This is a genomic window from Natrinema sp. LJW11, assembly GCF_056135975.1.
The window spans coordinates 255,510-275,695 of record NZ_JBWBDM010000003.1 but is presented as its reverse complement, the minus strand read 5'-3'; the positions used below and the strand labels follow the sequence as shown (position 1 = coordinate 275,695).

18 protein-coding genes and 1 tRNA gene are annotated in these 20,186 nt (G+C 66.7%); 8 read left to right on the top strand and 11 right to left on the bottom strand.

Annotation, left to right across the window (positions count from 1 at the left end):
- Window positions 1-27: 27 nt before the first annotated feature.
- Complete coding sequence (locus AC0QDI_RS10320) at window positions 28-4,614, bottom strand: DUF7282 domain-containing protein (RefSeq protein WP_474667818.1); 4,587 nt, start codon at window positions 4,612-4,614, stop codon at window positions 28-30.
- 538 nt (window positions 4,615-5,152) lie between these two features.
- Between AC0QDI_RS10320 and AC0QDI_RS10315 the strand changes: the two genes are divergently transcribed.
- The 4 genes from AC0QDI_RS10315 to trxA all read left to right on the top strand — a co-directional run bounded on the left by AC0QDI_RS10315 (window position 5,153) and on the right by trxA (window position 7,936).
- The gene (locus AC0QDI_RS10315; RefSeq protein ID WP_474667816.1) at window positions 5,153-5,740 is read left to right on the top strand and encodes a biotin transporter BioY; all 588 of its coding nucleotides are present in this window, start codon (window positions 5,153-5,155) and stop codon (window positions 5,738-5,740) included.
- A 10-nt stretch (window positions 5,741-5,750) separates the two neighbouring features.
- Complete coding sequence (locus AC0QDI_RS10310) at window positions 5,751-6,455, top strand: energy-coupling factor ABC transporter ATP-binding protein (protein ID WP_474667814.1); 705 nt, start codon at window positions 5,751-5,753, stop codon at window positions 6,453-6,455.
- A 61-nt stretch (window positions 6,456-6,516) separates the two neighbouring features.
- Entirely contained in the window at window positions 6,517-7,221 is a 705-nt protein-coding gene (locus AC0QDI_RS10305) for an energy-coupling factor transporter transmembrane component T family protein (protein WP_474667812.1), read from the top strand.
- A gap of 352 nt (window positions 7,222-7,573) precedes the next feature.
- Window positions 7,574-7,936, top strand: a complete 363-nt coding sequence (gene trxA / locus AC0QDI_RS10300) for a thioredoxin (protein WP_474667810.1) — start codon at window positions 7,574-7,576, stop codon at window positions 7,934-7,936.
- A gap of 634 nt (window positions 7,937-8,570) precedes the next feature.
- Here the strand turns inward: trxA and AC0QDI_RS10295 are convergent.
- Both AC0QDI_RS10295 and AC0QDI_RS10290 read right to left on the bottom strand, forming a co-directional pair.
- A tRNA-Thr gene (locus tag AC0QDI_RS10295) sits at window positions 8,571-8,644 on the bottom strand.
- 160 nt (window positions 8,645-8,804) lie between these two features.
- On the bottom strand, window positions 8,805-9,842 hold the full coding sequence (locus AC0QDI_RS10290; RefSeq protein ID WP_474667808.1) for a class I SAM-dependent methyltransferase: 1,038 nt from the start codon (window positions 9,840-9,842) through the stop codon (window positions 8,805-8,807).
- 271 nt (window positions 9,843-10,113) lie between these two features.
- On the opposite strand from AC0QDI_RS10290, the gene AC0QDI_RS10285 reads away from it, so the two are divergent.
- Together AC0QDI_RS10285 and AC0QDI_RS10280 are read left to right on the top strand one after the other, a co-directional pair.
- Window positions 10,114-10,782 (top strand): class I SAM-dependent methyltransferase, encoded by a 669-nt coding sequence (locus AC0QDI_RS10285; RefSeq protein ID WP_474667806.1) that lies wholly within the window; start codon window positions 10,114-10,116, stop codon window positions 10,780-10,782.
- Between the two features lie 85 nt (window positions 10,783-10,867).
- Complete coding sequence (locus AC0QDI_RS10280; protein WP_474667804.1) at window positions 10,868-11,299, top strand: universal stress protein; 432 nt, start codon at window positions 10,868-10,870, stop codon at window positions 11,297-11,299.
- Window positions 11,300-11,331: 32 nt separating this feature from the next.
- Here AC0QDI_RS10280 and AC0QDI_RS10275 read toward each other — a convergent pair whose 3' ends face one another.
- Complete coding sequence (locus tag AC0QDI_RS10275; protein WP_474667802.1) at window positions 11,332-12,108, bottom strand: NAD(P)H-hydrate dehydratase; 777 nt, start codon at window positions 12,106-12,108, stop codon at window positions 11,332-11,334.
- Window positions 12,109-12,244: 136 nt separating this feature from the next.
- On the opposite strand from AC0QDI_RS10275, the gene AC0QDI_RS10270 reads away from it, so the two are divergent.
- Window positions 12,245-12,874 (top strand): phosphoribosyltransferase, encoded by a 630-nt coding sequence (locus AC0QDI_RS10270; RefSeq protein WP_474667800.1) that lies wholly within the window; start codon window positions 12,245-12,247, stop codon window positions 12,872-12,874.
- 329 nt (window positions 12,875-13,203) lie between these two features.
- Here the strand turns inward: AC0QDI_RS10270 and gdhB are convergent, their stop codons facing one another.
- The 3 genes from gdhB to AC0QDI_RS10255 all read right to left on the bottom strand — a co-directional run bounded on the left by gdhB (window position 13,204) and on the right by AC0QDI_RS10255 (window position 17,840).
- Entirely contained in the window at window positions 13,204-14,529 is a 1,326-nt protein-coding gene (gene gdhB / locus AC0QDI_RS10265; protein ID WP_474667798.1) for a glutamate dehydrogenase GdhB, read from the bottom strand.
- Window positions 14,530-14,531: 2 nt separating this feature from the next.
- Entirely contained in the window at window positions 14,532-14,678 is a 147-nt protein-coding gene (locus AC0QDI_RS10260; protein WP_474667796.1) for a rubrerythrin-like domain-containing protein, read from the bottom strand.
- A gap of 111 nt (window positions 14,679-14,789) precedes the next feature.
- Complete coding sequence (locus AC0QDI_RS10255) at window positions 14,790-17,840, bottom strand: bacterio-opsin activator domain-containing protein (RefSeq protein WP_474667794.1); 3,051 nt, start codon at window positions 17,838-17,840, stop codon at window positions 14,790-14,792.
- A 105-nt stretch (window positions 17,841-17,945) separates the two neighbouring features.
- Here AC0QDI_RS10255 and AC0QDI_RS10250 point away from each other — a divergent pair, with 105 nt between their 5' ends.
- Window positions 17,946-18,608, top strand: a complete 663-nt coding sequence (locus AC0QDI_RS10250) for an ERCC4 domain-containing protein (protein WP_474667792.1) — start codon at window positions 17,946-17,948, stop codon at window positions 18,606-18,608.
- Window positions 18,609-18,654: 46 nt separating this feature from the next.
- Here AC0QDI_RS10250 and AC0QDI_RS10245 read toward each other — a convergent pair whose 3' ends face one another.
- From AC0QDI_RS10245 to AC0QDI_RS10230, 4 genes are all read right to left on the bottom strand, one after another.
- Complete coding sequence (locus AC0QDI_RS10245; RefSeq protein ID WP_474667790.1) at window positions 18,655-18,828, bottom strand: DUF7556 family protein; 174 nt, start codon at window positions 18,826-18,828, stop codon at window positions 18,655-18,657.
- 147 nt (window positions 18,829-18,975) lie between these two features.
- On the bottom strand, window positions 18,976-19,182 hold the full coding sequence (locus AC0QDI_RS10240) for a DUF2196 domain-containing protein (protein WP_474667788.1): 207 nt from the start codon (window positions 19,180-19,182) through the stop codon (window positions 18,976-18,978).
- 111 nt (window positions 19,183-19,293) lie between these two features.
- Window positions 19,294-19,695, bottom strand: a complete 402-nt coding sequence (gene msrB / locus AC0QDI_RS10235; protein WP_474667786.1) for a peptide-methionine (R)-S-oxide reductase MsrB — start codon at window positions 19,693-19,695, stop codon at window positions 19,294-19,296.
- Window positions 19,696-19,798: 103 nt separating this feature from the next.
- Window positions 19,799-19,960: a hypothetical protein gene (locus AC0QDI_RS10230; RefSeq protein ID WP_176548182.1), complete on the bottom strand. Its 162-nt coding sequence runs from the start codon at window positions 19,958-19,960 to the stop codon at window positions 19,799-19,801.
- Window positions 19,961-20,186 lie beyond the last annotated feature (226 nt).

Here is a 20,186-nt window from a genome sequence, read left to right as displayed (position 1 = left end):
GGTAGCTGATCGGCCGTCGAACGATGGCTACCCGGTTCCGACGGTTTCGTTTTCGGTATCGGCAGCTCCGTCTTCGATAGCACCGGCCGCTCCACCGTCGGTCGCTTCGTTCGTTCCTCCGTCAGTCGTCTCAACCGCTCCGCCATCGGCCGTCTCGGCGGGCTCCGTGTTCGCTTCCGGCTCCTGTGGTGATTCGCCTGCGGGTTCGTTCCCCGCAGTGGCCGGTTCGGAGTCACCGTCTGGACCGGGTTCCGGCGTTTCAGGCAGTTCGGGATCCTGTGGCTCCGGTTCTTCGGGCGGCTCCGGCTGTTCGGGTTCTGCCGGGGGTTCCGGCTCCGGTGGCTCCTCGGGTTCACCGTCCGGCTCCACCCCATCGTCCCCGTCCGCCTCTGTGCCGTCTTCCGCGACCGCCTCGACGGCCACCGTCGTCTCGGCCGTCTGATTCTCGGTCGACACCTCGAGAGCGTGTTCGCCGGGCTCGAGGCCAGCCGTTTCGTAATTCAGCGTGACCGTTTGCGTCTCACCGGACTGTAGCGTTACCGGTATCGGCTCACCGAGTGCTCCGTCGACGGCGACCTCGAGATCTTGCGTCCCCGCTCGATCGCCGACGTTTTCGAGTTCCGTCTCGACCGCGATGGGGTCACCCTGTTCGACCGGGCTGTTGGTCCCCGCGATCGAAACGTCGAACGTCGCGGGTTCGGGTGGTTCCTCGACGGTCACCGTCGTCTCCGCAGTCTCGTTCGCGGTCGACGCCGTGACCGGATACTCACCGGGCTCGAGACCGTCCGTTTCGGCTGTAAACGAGACCGTCTCCGTCTCACCAGCCTCGAGCGAGATCGATTCGGCGTCCACAGTGGTCTCGCCGATCGCGAGCGAGACGTTTTGCGTTCCGTTCTCGCCACCGGCGTTCTCGAGGTCGGCCTCGACCTCGAGTTGCTCTCCCCGTTCGACCGGACTGTTCGTGCCCGCGATCGAGACGCCGAACGCCGCGGGGTCTGACGGCTCGATCTCGCCGGCCGGCGGCGTCTCGGCGGTGATCGGCTCCTGGTAGCCGAAGTTCGAGAAGTCGGCCTGCCAGACGAGCCGTTCGTCCTCGCTTTCGGGCGTCCACTCGACGGTGAACGTCCGCTGGCCCGGTTCGAATTCTGACGGCGGCTGATCGGTCGTGTTCCCCTCGACGAACTGACTGTTCGCGCCCATCGGGGCGTCGTTCGGGTTCTCGTAGCTAAACGTGACGTCGATGCCGTCCTCGGTTGGGGTCGTCTCCTCGACCGCGATCGACGGCCGCTCGGGCCGCACTTCCTCGTTGCACGCCTCGGACGGGTTCGGATAGTCGATGCCGCCCACGGGGGCCGCCTCGGGCGAACTGATCCCCGAGATGTACGTGCCGAAGGTGCCGTAGTCCGGCACCTCGACGATCACCTGCTCGTCGTCCGTCGTGACGTTGCGCTCGGTGCCGATCTCGAAGACGATCGTCCCGTTATAGGGTGCCGGGATCTCGTCACCGGCGGTGACGAGGTCCTCCGCGATCGTGTCCCCGGCGCCGCCGGAGGTGTAGAACCACGTGCTCGCGGCGACCCGATCGCCCGCCTCGAGCGACGCGGTGACCTCCGCGCGCTGGCAGTTCACGAACTCCACGTCGAACCCTGCGGGCGCGCCGTCGACCGTGTACTCGACATCCGCCGTCTCGATGGGCGTGCCGTCGTCGGCCGCGACGACCGCCACCTCGAGCGTCGCGTTCGCTGCGAGGGGCGGCTCGAGGTCGAACTCCTCGGGGCCGATCGTCTCGTTCGCGTCGAAGGTCTCGCTCGTCGCGAGCTGCGTTCCGTTCCCGTCGGTGACGGTGATCGCGTACTCAACGGACGCGTTCGCCTGCGTGACGGTGAGCGTCTCGCCGTCACCGGTCTGGTCGGCCACCGAGAGGTTCGCCGTCGGCTCCTCGGGATCCGGTTCCTCGACCGCGTACTCGATGGACTCGTTCGCCAGCACCGCGTCGTCGGCCGCGGCGCGAACGGAGACGTCGACCGTCGCGTTCTCCACGAGGGGCGGCTCGAGGTCGAGGACCTCGTCCGAAACCGTCGCGTTCGCCTCGATCTCGTCGCTCTCGACTCGCTGGCCGTCGTACTCGGCCGTGAGGACGTACGGCACGGACGCGCTCGCCGCGTCGACCGTGAGGGTCTCGCCCTCGCCCGTCTGATTGTCGACCGAGAGGGTCGCTTCGGGACCGTCGGTGTCGTTCTCACCGGTCTCGTTCGCCACCGTGTACTCGAGGGAGTCGTTCGCGAGCGCCGTGCCGTTCTCGTCGACGACCGAGACGTCGACCGTCGCGTTCGCCTCGATCGGCGGCTCGAGTTCGAGCGAGAGATTCGATACCGCCTCGCCGGCCGCGAACGCGTCGCTCTCCGCCGTCTCGCCGTCGTACGATGCGGTGACGGCGTAGGGAACGGAGGCGTTCGCTTCGTCGACGGTGAGCGTTTCGCCGTCGCCCTGCTGATCGGCGACCGACAGCGTCGCGGTCGCCTCGTCCGGTTCGTCCGGCTCATCCGGTTCGTCCGCGACCGTCACGAACGCGCCGTCGATCACCGGCGCGCCGGCACCGGTGACGTAGGGCACGTCCTCCTCGCCGTCGGACTCGGCGTACCGGAACGTTCCGTCGTCGTTCGTGTCGTGATGGGGGACCGCGACGACCGACCCGCTCTCCTCGAGGGGCTCGTCGAGTTCGATCGTGACGTTCTCGTGATCGCCGGCCTCGAGGAACTCCGAGACGCCGATGATGGCGTCCGGATCGGCGTCGATTGCGAGTCCCTCGTAGACCGCGACGAAGCCGCCCTCGGAGAGCGACGCGTCTTCGATCGTGACCCGCTCCCCGCCGGACTCCTGATCCGGGGCGTCGATCGAGGCCGTCCCCTCGATCCGGTCGATCGTCTCGATTCGCTGGGTGACCGTAATATCGACGTACTGGGTGATCTGGGTCACGTCATCCGTCTCTTCTCGCACCGCGTAGGCGGTCGCCTCGGACGCGGCTTCCTGAGTCAGGATCTGCAGTTGCGTGATGCTGATCCGCTGGGACTGGGCGACGTGGGCCGTCTCCTGACAGGCGGATCGCGCCGCGATCTGGATCTGCTCGACCGTTGCCGACTGCGCCTGGACGAGGGCACCGCTCGCACCGCCGTGTGCGAGCTGCTGGACTTGCGTGACCTCGACGAGTTGCGTCTGGGTCACCGCGCCCTCGCCGGCACCGAACGCGGCCGCCTGGAGCTGCTCGATCGTCACTTCTTGACGCTGGATCGCCGACGTGACCGCGCCCTGGGCGGCCCCGACCGCGGCGTACTGGATCTGCGTGATCGAGATCGACTGGCGCTGGACGAGCACGCCGCCCGCGCTCCCGTGGGCGGCGGCCTGAATCTGTTCGACGGTCGCCGACTGGCTCTGCGAGATAGCGCCCCTCGCCGCGCCGAAGGAAGCCTCCTGGACCTGCGTGATCGAAACCCGCTGGCGCTGCTCGAGGCGGGTCGATTGGGACTGCTCGAGGCGCACCGACTGGACTTGCTTCAGCGAGCCCCGGCTGGCCCCGCGTGCGGCTGCCTGCGTCTGCTCGACCGACACCGACTGCTTCTGGACGAGCGCTCCCTTCGACGCCCCGGCCGCGGCCTTCTGAATCTGCTTGATCGTCACCCGTTGGCGCTGCTCGACGTCGACGCGCTGTTTCTGTCGCGCGTCGACTCGTTGCTCTCCCTCGAGCGTGGCGGGGGAACTCCCCGCGAGCGAGCCGGCCGCACCGCCGGCGGCGGCGTGCTGGACGTGCTCGAGGGTCACCCGCTGGCGCTGTTCGAGCGAGATCGACTGGTACTGCGTCAGGACGCCGTAGGCCGATCCCTGGGCGGCCTCCTGGATGTGCGGCGCTTTGCCGACGTCGCTCGCGCCCGCTTCCTTCGTGGCACCCGCAGCCGCGCCCTTGGTCGCGACCTGAATCTGCTCGACGCTGACGTTCTGGCTCTGTGCGAGAGCGCCGTGGGTCGCTCCCCAGGTCGCGCTCTGGAGCTGGGTCGCATTGACCGACTGGGACTGAGAGAGTCCGCCGTCGGTCGCTCCGTTCACCGCGTACTGAATGTGGGTGGCGTTCACCGACTGGGACTGGATCAGGGAGCCGTGGACCGCCCCCTTCGTGGCCGCCTGCACCTGCTCGGCGTCGACGGTCTGGTGCTGTGCGACCGACGACCGCGCCCCCTCGAGCGCCGCCGCTCGCTGTTCCTGGGTCACCTCGATCCCCTGTGACTGGACGAGTTCGACCCCTTCCTCGACGCCGCTCTCGACGGCGGTTTCGGTATCCCCCTGGATCGTCGCCTGCGCGTTCGCGCCGCCATCGTCATCCGTCGCGTCGGCCTCCTCGAAGGCCACCAGTTCCGAACTAGCGTTCTGCGTCTGCGCGCCGCCCGCCTCGAGCGCGGCCCGTGGCTCACCCGCGGCCGCCGGATCGGCTCCCGTCTCGGTGGTCACACCGTCGGCCACGTCGAGCGGGTCCGAGCCACCGCTCAACGCTGGAAGCGCCACGACGCTTCCGACCATCGCGGCCGCGACCAGCGCGACGACGACGGTCGTTCGACCGCTCCTCATCGCGCGATCACTCCGCGAGCGGGACGCCGGAATCTCTCTTCCAGTTCCGATTCCGCCTTCGGCGATCCTGATTCGTGACGCCACCACCCCGGCTCTGCCCCGTTCTCACTCCGCTTCCGTTCGCCCCAAACTGCTTCCCGTCGAACCCCCGAATCGGCCGCGTCGGGAGTCGCCGCGTGGTACCCTTGATCGCCAGCCGCAGCACAACCAATTCGCATTTTCCCCACCACGGGCCGAATGACGCCATAAGACCGCCGGTCGTTTCGGTTAGCGAGACGAGACAATTAGCTATTACCAAGTTCTTTCGCTGGGAGACTGCCAGAAACGACGGATCGACGCCCGAATAGCCCGACCATCGACGATCTCGCGGGGACCTCCACCGTCACCAAAACTGAGAGGAAGCGCACTGTTTCGACCGTTCTTCGACCCGCCCTCGAGTCGACACCGGACCGATAGCGACTCGAGAAAACGTGTCAACGAGGGGCTAAAATCCCTCGGAAACCGAAGTTTTGATCCCGGTTTACGAGAGAGCAGCGGTATGGCAACGGAACGGAATTCGGTCGATCTCGTGGACGACACCGTCGTCCGACAGTTCGCTCGAGCGGCGGTGCTCGCGGCGCTGATCGGGGCGTCGGTACTGGTGTCAATTCCGATACCACTTTCGCCGGCACCGATCACGCTGCAGGTACTGTTCGTCTTCCTCGCCGGACTCGTTCTGGGTCCGGTCTGGGGGGCGTTTTCGCTCCTGCTCTACCTCGCGGCGGGCGGCGTCGGTCTCCCGGTATTCGCCGGCATGAAGGGCGGTCTCGGCATTCTGGTCGGAAACAGCGGCGGCTATCTGTGGTCGTACCCGATCGCCGCGGCCCTGATCGGGGTGGTCGTCCACCGCGGAACGACGCTGCGCGATCTCCGCACCGTCCCGCTCTCGCTGGTGGTCGGCGCACTCGTCATGGCGACGATCCTCATCTACGGGCTCGGGACGGCGTACATGGCCTGGCTGCTCGAGTACACGGCCTGGGAGGCCATCACGGCCGGCGTACTCCCGTTCATCCCCGGCGAAATCCTCAAAATAGCCGCCGCGGTCGCAATCGTCAGATCCGGCCGAATTACGCCGGTTCGATCGTGACGAGGGAACGATGATCGAGTTCGAGTCGGTCTCCTACGCGTTCGAGGACGTTCCCGTTCTCGAGTCGGTCTCGCTCTCGATCAACGACGGCGAATTCGTCCTCTTGGCGGGGGGAAACGGCAGCGGGAAGACGACGCTGTTGCGCCACTGCAACGGCCTCCTCGAGCCCGATTCCGGCGACGTTCTCGTCGACGGGACGCCCGTCGCGGAGGACCTGATCGCCGCCCGATCGAGCGTGGGCATGGTCTTCCAGCACCCCCGCGACCAGTTCGTCGCCGCGACCGTCGGCGCGGACGTCGCCTTCGGCCCCGAGAACCTCGGGCTCGAGCGGCGGGAGATCGACCGCCGGGTGACCGCCGCGCTCGAGGCGGTGAACATGGCCGACCGGGAGGACGACCGAATCGACGCACTCTCGGGCGGCGAACAGTCCCGCGTCGCGATCGCCGGCGCGCTCGCGATGGAACCGACCCATCTCGTCCTCGACGAACCCTTTACCGGGCTCGACGAGCCCGCCCGCCGGTCCGTGCTCGAGCGCCTCGAGTCGCTGTCGGCCGACGGCACCGGCATCCTGCTCGCGACCCACGACCTCCGGGACGTCTGCGGGCTCGCGGATCGCATCATCGCCATGCGGGACGGCCGCGTCGCCGTCGACGGACCGCCCGCGAAGGCGCTGGCGGAACTCGAGGGCCTCGAGGTCCGAGTCCCGAGGCGGTGATCACGATGGTCGATCTGAGACGACCACCGTTCTTGTCCGAAACGACCGCCGGAGAAAATCGATGCTGACCTACGAACCCGACGCGACGCTCGCACACCGACTCGACCCCCGGACCAAGCTGGCGGTCCAGATCGGGTTCGCGGCCACGGCACTGGCGCACACGACGCCGCGAGCGCTGGCCGTCCTCTCCGCGGTGACGGCGATCGTCCTGTTCAGCGCGCACGTTTCGATCCGACGGACGCTCGTCGACTACCGATTCGCGCTGCTCATCCTCGCGCTCGCCCCGCTGATCGCGGGCGTCACCCTGGGTGCGCCCTGGTTCGATACCGCGGACGCCACCGCGTCGGGGCTCGCGAGCTACCGCGTTCTGCTCATCCTGCTCGTCAGCGCGGCCTACGTCCGGTCGACGCCGGTTCGGGACTCTCGAGCGGCGATCCAGCGGACGATCCCCGGAAAACCAGGGCAGCTCCTCGGCATCGGCGTCGCGCTCGTCTTCCGATTTCTCCCCGTCTTACAGGGCGATCTCCGGACGATCCGCGAGGCGATGGCCGCCCGGCTCGGAACCGAACGGAGCGCGGTCGACCGCGCCAGCACGATCGGGATACTCGGCCTGACGCGGGCCTTCGACCGAGCGGACCGGCTCTCGCTCGCGCTGCAGGCGCGGTGCTTCGCGTGGAATCCCACGCTCCCGCCGCTCGATTTTTCGCGTCTCGACTATCCCGTCCTCGTGCTCGCCGCCGTTCTCGCGTTCTCGTCGTTCGTCTAGCACAGCCGGTCTCGAGCGGCACGACAGACAGAGACGGCACACACGGCGCGAACGTACGGTGAGAATGGGACGATCTTCGCTGTTCGGAATCGAGAACTCGAGCGCATCGATCGTCGGGAAGACGACGTCAGCGAGCACCCGCTCGACGGGCGTATTGGAGCTGCTTTGGTTACAAACGGACTCTGTGGCCCTTCCTCTCCCCTCTCGAGGCAGAAAGGGACGCGAGATGCGCCGAATCGCCCCTTCGAACCGCGCCTCTCGTCGAGCCGGTCGGAGCGAGCGAATCGTGCCGTGCCTATATTGTACCATTTCCACAAAACTCTTAAACGCTGTCGGTCCGTACGGAGCTGTAATGGCAACCGATGTCCGCGGCGGACCGTCCGAACGGTCGATTGACGAACCGCTCTCCATCGAGAGCGAGGAACAGCTCGACGAGGTCGTCGAGGCCCACGAGGTCGTGCTCGTCGACTTCTACGCCGACTGGTGTGGTCCCTGTCAGATGCTCGAGCCCGTCTTGGACGATCTGGCCGGCGAAACAGAGGCCGTGATCGCGAAAGTCGACGTCGACGAACATCAGCAGCTCGCGGGTGCCTATGGCGTCCGCGGCGTTCCGACGCTCGCGCTCTTCGCGGACGGCGAGCAGGTCGAACAGCTCACCGGCGCGCTGCCGGCGGACCGACTGCGGGGCCTGATCGAAGGATACACCGACGACTGAACGAGGACGGCACGGGTCCGCGACCGTCCACGAGCACCTCGCGGTGCTCGAGCACGCGGTGAAGCCGCACTCGAGATTTCGCGTACTGTCTTCTCGCCGTGATCATTTCTGCAGTACTCGTCCGTCGATAGCCGTCTTATACGGAAACGGCCCATTTGATATCGCGGCATATAGTTTATTACTAGTGCTGACCGGCGATTGGATCCCATTGAGTCGGTCGAATTGACGCAGTCGCTCAGGTCTCTAGTCTCTCACAGTTTCATTCGGACGTTCATGCCATCGGCTGCGGACAACGATCTCGTCCCCGAATGAGTCGTCGACCCCGAGGATCACAGGCCTCTCGTCGAAATCGATTGATGGTCGGAGCGAACCGGCGTTCCGGTTTCGCTCCCCCTGGCGCTCGCTTCCCACGGGATATCCGTCGCAGAAGACGAGTCGGTGGAGGGGATTTGAACCACGGTCGGAGCACGCCCCTCCAGATTCAAATCCCTCCAGTCGCTCTTGGGGTCCTCACGTCGTGTCGCAAAAGCAAGCCGGTGAAGGGATCGTGAACCACGGTCGCAGCAAAGCTGCTCCTTGATTCAAATCCTCTTCGGCTTGCTTCGCTCCTCACGTACTGTTCGTCGCAAAAGCAAGCCGGTGAAGGGATTTGAACCCTTGACCTAATCCTTACGAAGGATTCGCTCTGCCAGTCTGAGCTACACCGGCACACTCACTGCGCTCGTGTCCCGTGCATCGGCGACGACCGTCGCCGCAACACCGACGCGAGTGCATTCATTCGTAGGGCCGATACCAGCCATAAGGATTGCGAATCGGTGCGCTCGTGCGATGGGGGTTCATGACAGATGGCGCGCGTCGCGGCTCTCGATTACCGCTCGAGGCGGACGTCCAGACAGACGTTCAGCTCGTGGGGGGCGTAGGACCGAACGGTGTGGCGGGTTTCGACGGTGACCGCGTACTCGGGTTCGGCGGCCGCGCGGATCGCGCGTTCGCCCGGCCCGAACGGATCGTCCTCGTGCTGGATGTCGTAGTAGTGGAGGGTACAGTCGTCGCCGGCCAGGGCGACGGCCGACTCGAGGAAGTCGTCGGCGCTGTGGGGGAGGTTCATCACGATCCGGTCGGCCCAGTTCTCGTAGTCGGCAGCCACCTCGCGCACATCGTCGTTGATAGCGGTTACGCGGTCTGCAACCCCGTTTCGGCGGGCGTTCTCGCGCAGGTAGTCGATCGCCTCGGCGTTGATGTCCACGCCGACGCACGTCGCGCCGCGTTTCGCGAACGGAATCACGAAGGGGCCGACGCCGGCGAACATATCGAACGCGCGCTCGCCGTCGGCTCGCGGGCCCTGCCCGCTCGCACTTTCCGAGGCCCGTTGGCCCTCGCTGACCTGCTCGGCCACCCGGTGGCGCTCGGTCGCGAGCCGCGGCGAGAAGTAAACGGACGCGAGGTCCAGTGCGAACTCGCAGCCGTACTCCCGGTGGACGACCTCCGTGTTCTCGCCGGCGAGCAACTCCCAATCGCGCACGCGCGTCTCGCCTTTGACTTTCGAGGCCTTGTTCAGAACCGTTTTCGCGGGGAGATCCGACTCGAGGACCGCGTCGGCGATTTCGCGCGCCCGCTCGGGATCGTCCTCGTCGATGAGCGCGGCCTCGCCGAGTCGCTCGTAGGTGGGGTCGAACGCGAGGAGATCCGCGGGCGTCGTCTGTTGCTCGCGCTCGGTGACCGTCCGGGGAACGATCTCGCACCCCTCGAGCGCCGCTGATGCGGCGGCGGGATCGGTGATCGGGATGTAGAGCTGGCCGTCTGCGACGCTAATCTCGTAGGCGTCGTCGATCAGGTCCGCATCGGCGAGCGACGATCGCGTCGCTTCCCCCGCTTCTCGCGCGACGCGGACGCACGGCACTTCCATACGCGAACTGGCCGGCGCGCCGCCGTAACGCTGACGTTTCGGTGTCGATCCTCTCCATCCTGATAAACTAAAAGCCGCTATAGCAATCTCCTGGCTCCCGGGCGCGGGACGGTCGAAAAGAGTCGGGTGTGATCCGGACTGAAACGTCGATACACCCTCTCTGTCGAGGGAGGACGACGAGTAGCCGTCCCGAAACCGATCGCTACGGGTGCGAGTACCGACGGGAAAAGGAGTATGGCCCGGGTCGCCGTCCGTTGAACCGAGTGATACGATGGCAGACGGCACTTCACGATGCCCCGCGGGCGATCGGACGATCGCACACCCCGCGTTCGCCGCGCTGTACGATCGGTTCGTGCCGGATCGGTTGCTGATCGGCCCCCACCGCGAGTACCTCGCGACTGACCTCTCCGGACGCGTTCTCGATATCGGCGCGGGCAACGGCGTAATGATTCCGTACGTAGCCGATGCCCGCGACGACGACCTCGAGTACCACGCGATCGAACCGGATCCGCACATGCGACGCCGGGCCGCGCGCGAAGCGAGGGGAACCGACCTCGAGGTCCACCTCCGCGGTGACCGCGCCGAGTCGTTGCCGTACGCCGACGACAGTTTCGACGTCGTCCTCTCGAGCCTGGTCTTCTGTACCATCGCCGACCCCGGGACGGCGCTCCAGGAGGTCGCCCGCGTCCTGCGACCGGGCGGCGAACTGCGCTTCCTCGAGCACGTCCGCAACGACGGCTGGCGCGCGCGGGCACAGGACCGTCTGAATCCGCTGTGGGAACGCGCTGCGGGTGGATGCCAGTTGAACCGGGAGACGGTCGAACGGTTCGTCGGGCACGACGCGTTCGACGTCCTCGAGATCGAGCGGGTCGGCGTCGGAGTGTTCCCGGTGACGCCGATCGTTCGCGGGCGGCTTCAACGGCGACGGACCGAGGGCTGATTCGGGCCGATAGCGCGTCGGTGCGTGTAGACGTCCACGAAATCGTGAGATCGTCATTAAGTTCTCGGGAGTGGGAGTCTCACACATGGTGCGAAAAACGCTGGTCGCGATCGACGACTCTCCACAGGCTAAAGCGGCGCTCGAGTACGCGCTCGAAGAGTTCCCCGAATCCGCGCTCACGGCGATACACGTCGTTCGACTCCCTGAGGGGTACTGGGCGTCGTTCGCCGCCTCCGAATCGGCGCTCCCGGGATACGAGAGCGCACGAGAACGCGGCGAGGAACTCGTCGAGACGGCCGTGCAGTCGGCCGCTGACACCGACCGCGAAATCGAGACGGTCGTCGCGAAGGGGAAACCGGCTCGCGAGATCGTCGACTACGCGGTCGAGAACGGATTTGATCAGATCGTCGTCGGCAGTCACGGACGACACGGCGTCGATCGCGTCTTGCTCGGCAGCGTTTCCGAAGCGGTGGTTCGCCGGGCACCGATGACCGTGATCGTCGTTCACGAACAGTAGTCAGTTCCGAACGCGGGTACCGGATCGAGCGGTTAGCGGATCGTGTTCGGAATTCGCTCGATAACGTCGGTCGCGACGACGCCCGGTCCGTACTCGGCCGTCGCGAGTTCGCCGGTCTTGCCGAGGACCCACGCGCCGAGTTCGGCCGCCTCGCGGCGATCCATCCCCTGGCCGAGCAGCGAGGCCACGATACCCGACAGCGTATCTCCAGTTCCGGTGACGGTCATGGCCGACGTTCCCGTCTCGTTTTCGATCCGGTCGCCCTCGGCGACGATCTCGTCGACGCCGCCGGTTAAGGCGATGACTGCCCCCGTCTCCTCGGAGAAGGTCTCGAGCGAACCGTAGGCCTCGTAGATCGGGTCGTCTTCGGAGCCGCTGGGCGTCAGGATCGCGTTCGAGAGGTCCGCTTCGAGGGCGGGTTCGATCGCGAGTGCGTCGACGACGATCGGGACCTCGATGCGATCGACCGCCTCGCGTATCGCGTCGGGATCCGCGTCGACGAGCCCGGGTCCGATCACGAAGGCGTCGGCCCAGTCGGCCACCTCGAGGGTCCGTTCGACGGCGCCGTCGTCGAACTCCTCGCGGTCGTAGGCGTCGACGAGCAGGTTCGGCGAGTGACCGGCGACGATTTCGCAGATCGGCCGGGTGACGAAGGTCCGGACGTGATCGGAGCCGGTTCGCAGCGCCGCGCGCCCGACGAGCGCGGGCTGGTTCGGATACGCGACGCTCCCGCCGACGATTCCGACCCGGCCGTTGTCGCGTCCCGACTCGTCGCTGACGTTCGAGAGCGTTTGCTGGAGGCGTCCCATACGACCTCTCCCGAACGACACCGTGTAGGCGTTCGGCAGGCGAGTTACGGTCCGATCTGCACCATCCCAGCGTCACGATCCCGGCGTGTGCGGCGCAAACGCGTAGTGCGTCGATACCGTACTATCCGACGGGACCATGTTCGACGACAGAACTGACGCCGGCGAACGCCTCGCAGCGGACCTCGAGGCCCGCGACCTCGCTGTCGATATCGTCCTCGGAATTCCCCGCGGTGCCCTTCCCGTCGCGCGGCCGGTCGCCGACGCGCTCGAGGCCGACCTCGACGTCGTCGTCGCGCGCAAGATGGGCGCGCCGCACAATCCCGAAGTGGCGCTGGGCGCGGTCGCCAGCGACGGCAGCGTCTGGGAGAACGACGACCTGATCGATCGGCTGAACGTTTCCGAGGGGTATCTCGAGGAGATTCGGGCCGAAGAAGCCGACAACGCGCGCGAAAAGGCCGATCGCTACCGCGACGCGGACGGGCTACCCGACCTGGGGGGGAAGCGGGTCCTGATCGTCGACGACGGCGTCGCGACCGGGGCGACCGCGACGGCCTGCCTCCGACAGGTCCGAGAGACCGGCGCGGCGTGGGTCGGCCTGGCCGTGCCCGTCGGCTCCCCGCGGGCCATCGACGGCCTCGAGCGCGAGGCCGACGAAGTGATCGCTCTCCAGACGCCCGCGGGCTTCCGCGCCGTTGGCCAGTACTACCGGACCTTCGGCCAGGTGAGCGACGACGAAGCGATCGAGTACCTCGCTCGAGAGTCGTGACACTGGATCGGTGATCGATTGAGGGAGGCGCTATCTCGCTTCAGACTGATCAACCGGCATGCGGTGGCGCGCGCTGGGCCGCGGTGAGTGTCAATGAACCGCGGCACGATGCCGTGCGAGGGATGAGTGAGCGAGCCTGCGAGCGAACGAATCGGCTGGGGAGGGCGTGGCGATTCCCTGGTGCCACGATAGCAGAACGCGTTCTTTTCTCTTCGGATAGTCTCGAGCGCACTGTCCACTGCAGTCATCGTCAAAAACAGCACTTCAACGACGGAGAACCGAAACAGAGCGGTAACCGATCTCGTCTGCGATTTACCGGAACCGACTATTCACGGCCAGAGGCCGCGCATCTCGTGGGCGTCGGAAACCCGCTCGAGCGCGACGGCGTACGCCGCATCGCGCCAGGAGACGTCCCGCCGTTCGACCTCGTCTTTGAGGGCGGTCCAGGCCGTTACCATCTCGGACTCGAGTTCCTCGTTGACCCGCTCGAGGGACCACGCGCGACGGTTGATGTCCTGGAGCCACTCGAAGTAGCTCACCGTGACGCCGCCGGCGTTCGCGAGGATGTCCGGAATCACGCGGATCCCGCGGTCCTCGAGGATGGTGTCGGCGGCGAACGTGGTCGGGCCGTTCGCCCCTTCGACGACGATATCGGCCGCGATCGCGTCGGCGTTGTCCGCGGTGATGACGTTGCCGACTGCGGCGGGGACGAGGACGTCGACGTCCAACTCGAGCAGTTCGGCGTTCGAGAGCCGGGAGACGCCGCCGTCGTCGTCCAGGATATCGGTCGCAAAGCGCGTCACCGCTTCCGGCTCCTCGTCGTGGGAAGGGATCAAGTCGACGTCGATCCCGTCGGGGTCGTAGACCGCGCCGTTGACGTCCGAAACGGCGACGACCGTCGCGCCCCACTCCTCGAGCAGGCGCGCGGCGTTCGCGCCGACGCTACCGAAGCCCTGGACGGCGACCGTCGTCTCGGCGAGCGGGTAGTCGTAGTACTCGCAGGTCTCCCGCGTGACGATGGCGACGCTCCGGCCGGGCGCTTCCTCGCGGCCGAAGCTGCCGCCGATGACCGGCGGTTTGCCGGTGACGACGCCGGGGATGGTCTCGCCTTCCTGCATGCTGTAGGCGTCCATCAGCCAGGCCATCGTCTGCGGGTCGGTGCCCATGTCCGGCGCCGGGATATCCGTGTTCGGCCCGATCACGCCGCGGATCTCCTGTGCGAATCGACGCGTGAGCCGCTCCTTCTCGTCGTCGCTCAGCGATTTCGGGTCGACCACGATGCCGCCTTTCGCGCCGCCGAATGGGAGATTCATCACCGCACACTTCCAGGTCATCCACATCGACAGTCCGACGCACTCGTCGCGGGTCACGCCGGGGTGATAGCGCAGTCCGCCCTTGTAGGGCCCGCGGACGCTGTCGTGGTGGGCCCTGTAGCCGGTGAAGACCTCGAGCGAGCCGTCGTCGCGTTCGAGGGGGATCGTCACCTCGTGGACCGCCGTGGGGTGGGAGAGGCGCTCGATGACGGCGTCGTCGATATCTAACTGTGCGGCGACGCGATCGAGCTGTCGGCGCGCGGTCTCGAGTGCGGTTTCGGGGCCGGTCGATTCGGCCGTCGCTTCTCGGGTCGGCGGCGAAGAACGGTCCTGAGAGGACATACTTACTCGATCGGCGTCCCTCGATTGCGCATTTCGGCACCGCACTCGGGACAGGCGTCCGGTGCGGACGCGCGAACGACGGTTCCGCAGTCGAAGCATTCGTAGGTCGATTCCGCCCGCGGGTCGGAGTCGGCGTCTTTGTGGTTCATGGGAGAGACGACTGACGGTGTGTCGCGACACTCGTCGTATCCGCGAATACAAGGTATATTAGGATGAGTATATCCGTCAGATAGCTAGCGTCGGCAAACGATTGGGGTTCACTATTCAACCCCTCCCGATCGAGGCTCCGGCAGTCCGATCTCGTCGAACACGACTTCGAAGAGCGTCCGCTGAACGCGCCGGACGTGCCGGTAGAACGCTGCCGGCGAAATATCGAGGGTTTCGGCGACGTCTTCGCCCGAATTGTCGCGCGGCGATTCGAAGTAGCCGCCGTAGTACGCGAGCTGGACGACCTCGAGTTGGCGCTCGGTGAGCCGATCGTGCAGTTCCGAGCGGAGGTCCCGCGGCGTCGTGCGTTCGACGGTCCGTTTCGATCGGAGTTCGACGTCCGAGAAGGCCGTCGAGACGATGTCGGCGCTTTCTCTCGCGTCGGCCGATCGGGGAACGTCGATCACGACCCGGGCGCTCGAGGGGGTCGCTTCGACGCCTCGTAACACCGCCCCGTGATCCGCGAGCCGGTCTGCAAGCACCGGTCGGGAGAGATGCAAGAGGACGCCACCGCCGACGCCATCGTCAGTGTCGACGACCTCGGCGTCACTGGTATCTGCATCGGCAGTCGGCTCACCGTCGCCGTCTCCGCCGCCGTATTCGTCCGTGTGAATGACCTGTGCGCGCTCGACGCCGACCAGCTCCGCGGCCGCAGTCGCGACGGCGGCCGGCGACGCGCCGTCGACGGTCGCGACCACCGACGCGCCCCGCTCGTGCTGGCGAACGCCGCCGTCCGAGGAGAGCACGCAGTCTGCCAGTCGAGCGAGCCGTGCGAAGACGAACGTCTCGTCGGCCACCTCGAACTCGAGTCGCGTGTTCTCGTCCGAGACCAGCGCGCGCTTGCGTTCGACCGCGGCGATCGCGGACGCGATCGTCTCGCCGAGTTCCGCGAGCACGGCGCGGATCATGTCGTCGAACGCGTCGGGGCGGTCGGCGTAGACCGTCAGGACGCCGTACGTGAACCCGTCGTACGACAGCGGGACGCTCGCGGCCGACTGATACTCGCGGGCGAGCGCTTCGGAGCGCCACGGTTCCTCGCGGAGTCCGTCGACGACGTTCGAGACGACGGTCGCCTCGCGATCGGCCGCCGTCCCGACCGCGGGTTCGTTCGCGTCCGCCAGCGAGAGCGGGACGGCGTCGAGATACTCGCGGCCGTTGCCCGTGCCACCGTGAGCGCGCGCCTCGAGGCGGTCGCCGTCGGCGTCGAGCTGACCGATCCAGGCGAAGGAAAACCGGTCGGCGGCCGTGAGTCGATCGCAGACCGCCCGTTCGATCTCGGCGCGGGTCTCCGCCTCGACCAGCGCCTGATCGAGTTCCCGGATGATCTCGTTGATCCGGTTGAGGCGGGAGAGCTGCCGGTTTCGGCGCTTGAGTTCGCGGTCCCGCTCGCGCAGCGTTCGCTCCCGTTCGACCCGGTCGAGCGCCGCTTCCGCGGTCGCCGCCAGCAGGTCCGTCAACTCCCGCGAAACGTCGTCGAACGCATCCGACCCCGTCGATCCGACGACGAACACGCCGTGGTCGCCGAGCGGGACGTACGCGGCGCTTCGCAGGTCGGTCTCCGGATTCGAGAGCGACGCGGCGTCGTGAACGTTCGCGAAGAACCGACTCTCGCCGTCGATGAAGACGCGACCCGGGATGCTGTCGTCCGTCGCCCGGTGGTCGCGAATCGGCCCGTGTAACCGCTCCATACCCGGCGAAGACGCGGCGGGTCGTAACACGTTCTCCGCCGTATCGAACAGGTACGCGCCGCTGGCCTCGAGATCGAGCACGGCCGTCGCGTCGTCGACGACGATGTCGGCGATCTCGCGGTCCGTTTCGGCGTACAGGAGTTCGCGAGCGGTCCGATGAAGCGCCGTCAGCGCCTCCTCGCGGCGCTTTCGCTTCGTGATGTCTCGACAGCTGTAGAGGGTCGTCCCGCCCTGGATCGAGACTTCGCGGACGTTGACCAGCAAGGTGTGTTCGCGGCCCGCGCGATCGGTCGCCGTACACTCGATGTTGGTCAACACGCTCGCCGACTCGAGTTCGTCGCGATCGAAGAGGTCCGGCTCGAGCAGGTCGTCGATCGTCCCCATCTCGCGGATCTCGTCGTCGGAGTAGCCGAAGATGAAGTGGACGTTCGGACAGACGTAGGTGAACGCCCCGTCGTCGTCGGTGATGAGGACGGTATCGGTCATGTTGTTGAGCGTCACCCGGTGGAGCTCCTCCGACGCTCGCAGCTCCCGCTCGAGTCGGGCCCGCTCGGTGACGTCGCTCGCCCGTGCGAGCAACGAGACGACGTCACCGGACGCGTCGCGGACCGGCCGAACGGTCACCTCGAAGGTGGAATCGTCGGTCGAGTCGGCCGGCTCGCTCGCGGCGGTGCTCCCGCCTTGCTCGGCCAGATCACCCCCGTTGGTGCGGCTCTGCGTTAGCTCTCGGTGTGCGATCTCTCCGCTCCGTGCTCGGTCGATCGCCTCCCGAAGCGCCGTTCTTCCGTCCGCGGTACACCGCCACCAGGGAAGCGCCGCGAACGGCCGGCCGCGGACATCGCTCGCGGTCGCGCCGATCGCCTCGAGCGCGGGTTCGTTGGCCCGTCGGACGGTTCCGTCCGGTTCGAGCACCCACGAGTGCGTTTCCGCCCCCTCGAAGATCGCGTCGAACTGTCGGGCGCGCTCTCGCTGGCGTCGTCTCTCGCGGCCCTCCGAGAGCGCCCGTTCGATCGCCGCTCGGCAGTCGTCGCTCGAGCCGTCGCCGGTCCGATCGCGCGGCACGTACGCCGTGACCCCCGCCGCGATCGCCTGGCTGGCCAGTTCTTCGTCGCCCTCGGCCGGCGCGAGCACGACCGGAAGATCGGGGGCACGCTCCCGAACCGCCTCGAGGAGGTCCAGCCCGGTCGTCTCCGCGTCCGAAAGGGACTGTGCGGTCAGGAGACAGTCGACGTGGTCCGTCTCGAGCCGCTCGAGCGCCGCGGTTGCGGTCGTCACCGTGACCACCTCGAGGGCGTCGTCTTCGAGCGCGTCCTCGAGCGGGGCGTCCGAACGGGCGTTCGAACGGTCACCGGCACTCGGATCGGGCGACTCCGCGACGAGGAGCCTGGCGTCGTCGAGCGTCCGTGTGGAAGCCATTCGTTCCGTCTACGGGCCCCTGGGGATAGAAGGCATCGGTCCGTTCGCGCTCGCGCGACCGTCGCTAACCGACACTCGTTCATCGCTCGAGCCCGTCCGACGAGTATGCGCGTCGCCGTTACCGTCGACGATCGGGAACCGGCCGGCCTCGTCGAGGCGGTCCGCGCCCATCCCGACGTGACGACGGTCAGAGTCGAGCGGCTGGCGACCGGCGATATCGCCATCGATTCGGTCGGTATCGAGCGCAAAACCCTTCGAGACTACGTCTCGAGTGTCATGGGACGGAGCGGCTCGGATCTCGGCGATCAGGTCGAGCGCATGGCCGCGGCCTACGACCACTCTTACGTCCTGCTCGAGGACGATTTCACCGGTCTCGAGTCGCTGCGGACGGGCGTCTCCCCGGAATCGATTCGAGGGTCGATGGCCTCGATCACCGCCCGCTACGGCGTCCCGGTCGTCCCCTGTACGGACCGCCGGCAGTTAGTCGATTTCGCGATCCGACTCGGCCGAAAGCACGCGGAGGACCCGACGAGTACCCGGCTGCCGGCCGGTTCCGTCCCCAGTCGTCGCGAACCGACGACGAAGCGGATCTACGGCTGTATCGAAGGGATCGGCCCCGAACTCGCCGCGACGCTGTACGACCGGTATCCGACCGTCGAAGCGCTGCTCGAGGCGGAGCCGAACGATCTCACGCTGCTCGAGGGGATCGGCCCGACGCGAGCGGAGACCATTTACGCGGCCTTTCGAGACGACGGGACCGGTCGCTAAGCGCAAGCCCTCGCATCGCGACTCGAAAAACCTCTTCCGAAGCGGCCTACCGACTCTCGTCGAGGGAGACGGCCTCCTCCTCGGACACGGCGAGCCAGGCCTCGTCTCGAGCGATATCGGCGATGACGAGGTGAGATCGACCGTCGATCTCGTCGATGGCCGCCATCACATCGCTCGACCCGTCCACCTGCCGTCCGACCGGCGTCGCTTCGGGTGCCATGTTCGAATATCTTCTCACAGACACCATGAATGTTTCGGAAGGGGTTCGATTGGTAGTTGAAGTTTAGATATAATGCGCCCATTTCTGTTACACTCTGTTCAAATCTGACGTGCTAATCGAATACCGGAACCCGAACCGAACGGGGCGTTACTCGTCGGGGGCGACCGACTGCACGTGGCCGACCGCGCCGCTTTTCAACTTCACCTGCGGGCCTTCGGGTTCGTCACCGTAGATCGTCCCGACCTCGCCGATGATCGGTTCCGTGTCCTCGGATTCCGGGTCCGCATCCTCCTGGACGATTTCGACGGTCATCCCCTGTCGCAGTTCCTCGGCGGTCGGCCGTTCGTTGGACATAGTCGAGGTGAGCCGAGTATTTCGAAAAGGATGCTGCCTGCAGTCGCCGCCGTCCGAGACCGCTGCGGTGGTCGTCGAACGCGATCCGAAATTCGAACCGCTATCCGTCCATCACTCCCCGTCGAACTCGAGGGCGACGGAGTTGATGCAGTAGCGCTTGCCGGTCGGATCGGGGCCGTCGTCGAAGATGTGGCCGAGGTGGCCGCCGCAGTCGGCACACAGGACCTCGGTGCGGCGCATGCCGTGGCTGGTATCGGTTCGGGTCTCGATCCGGTCGTCGTCGGCGTCGTAGAAGCTGGGCCAGCCACACCCCGACTCGAACTTCGTCTCGGAGTCGAACAGTTCGGCCCCGCAGCCGGCACAGGCGTACGTGCCGTCGTCCTTGTGGTCGACGTACTCGCCGCTAAACGGTGCCTCGGTTCCCGCCTCTCGGAGAATGCGGTACTCCTCGTCGCTCAGTTTCTCGCGCCACTCATCGTCGTTCGTCGGACGGTGATCTGCCTCGTTGCTCACGGCGAGTTCTAGGGGAGAGACACTCAAGAGTCTGTCTGCGAACTCTCCCTCGGACCGCGACGGAGTACCGCCGTACTGGGCCCGCCGGCTCGAGGACCGGTCGTCACCGGCTGGTGATGACGTCCGTACTCTCGCAGTCGGGGCACTGCGTCATTCGGCCCAGTTTGGGGACCTCGATTCGCTGCCATTCGTCGTCCCCGCCGGGGGCTTCGAAGCCGCAGTTGCGACACCGTGACCGTTCGTGCGTGACTACGTTACTGGCCATATCTCGATCTATGCTAGTTGCACTCATAGATGTTTGTTCGGGCAGCAGTGACTGTCGCACGGGCTGAAGCGGGATCCGCGTCGATTGCATGGTCGTCGAGTGAGATCGACGGCGACTGTCCCGATCTTCGGTAGAGAGCGAACGCTGACGGCGGAAACGGTTCACTGCTCTCGCTTCGCGTAGCGACTCCACCGTCGGAACTAACGGGCCGTCCGAGACCGACCGT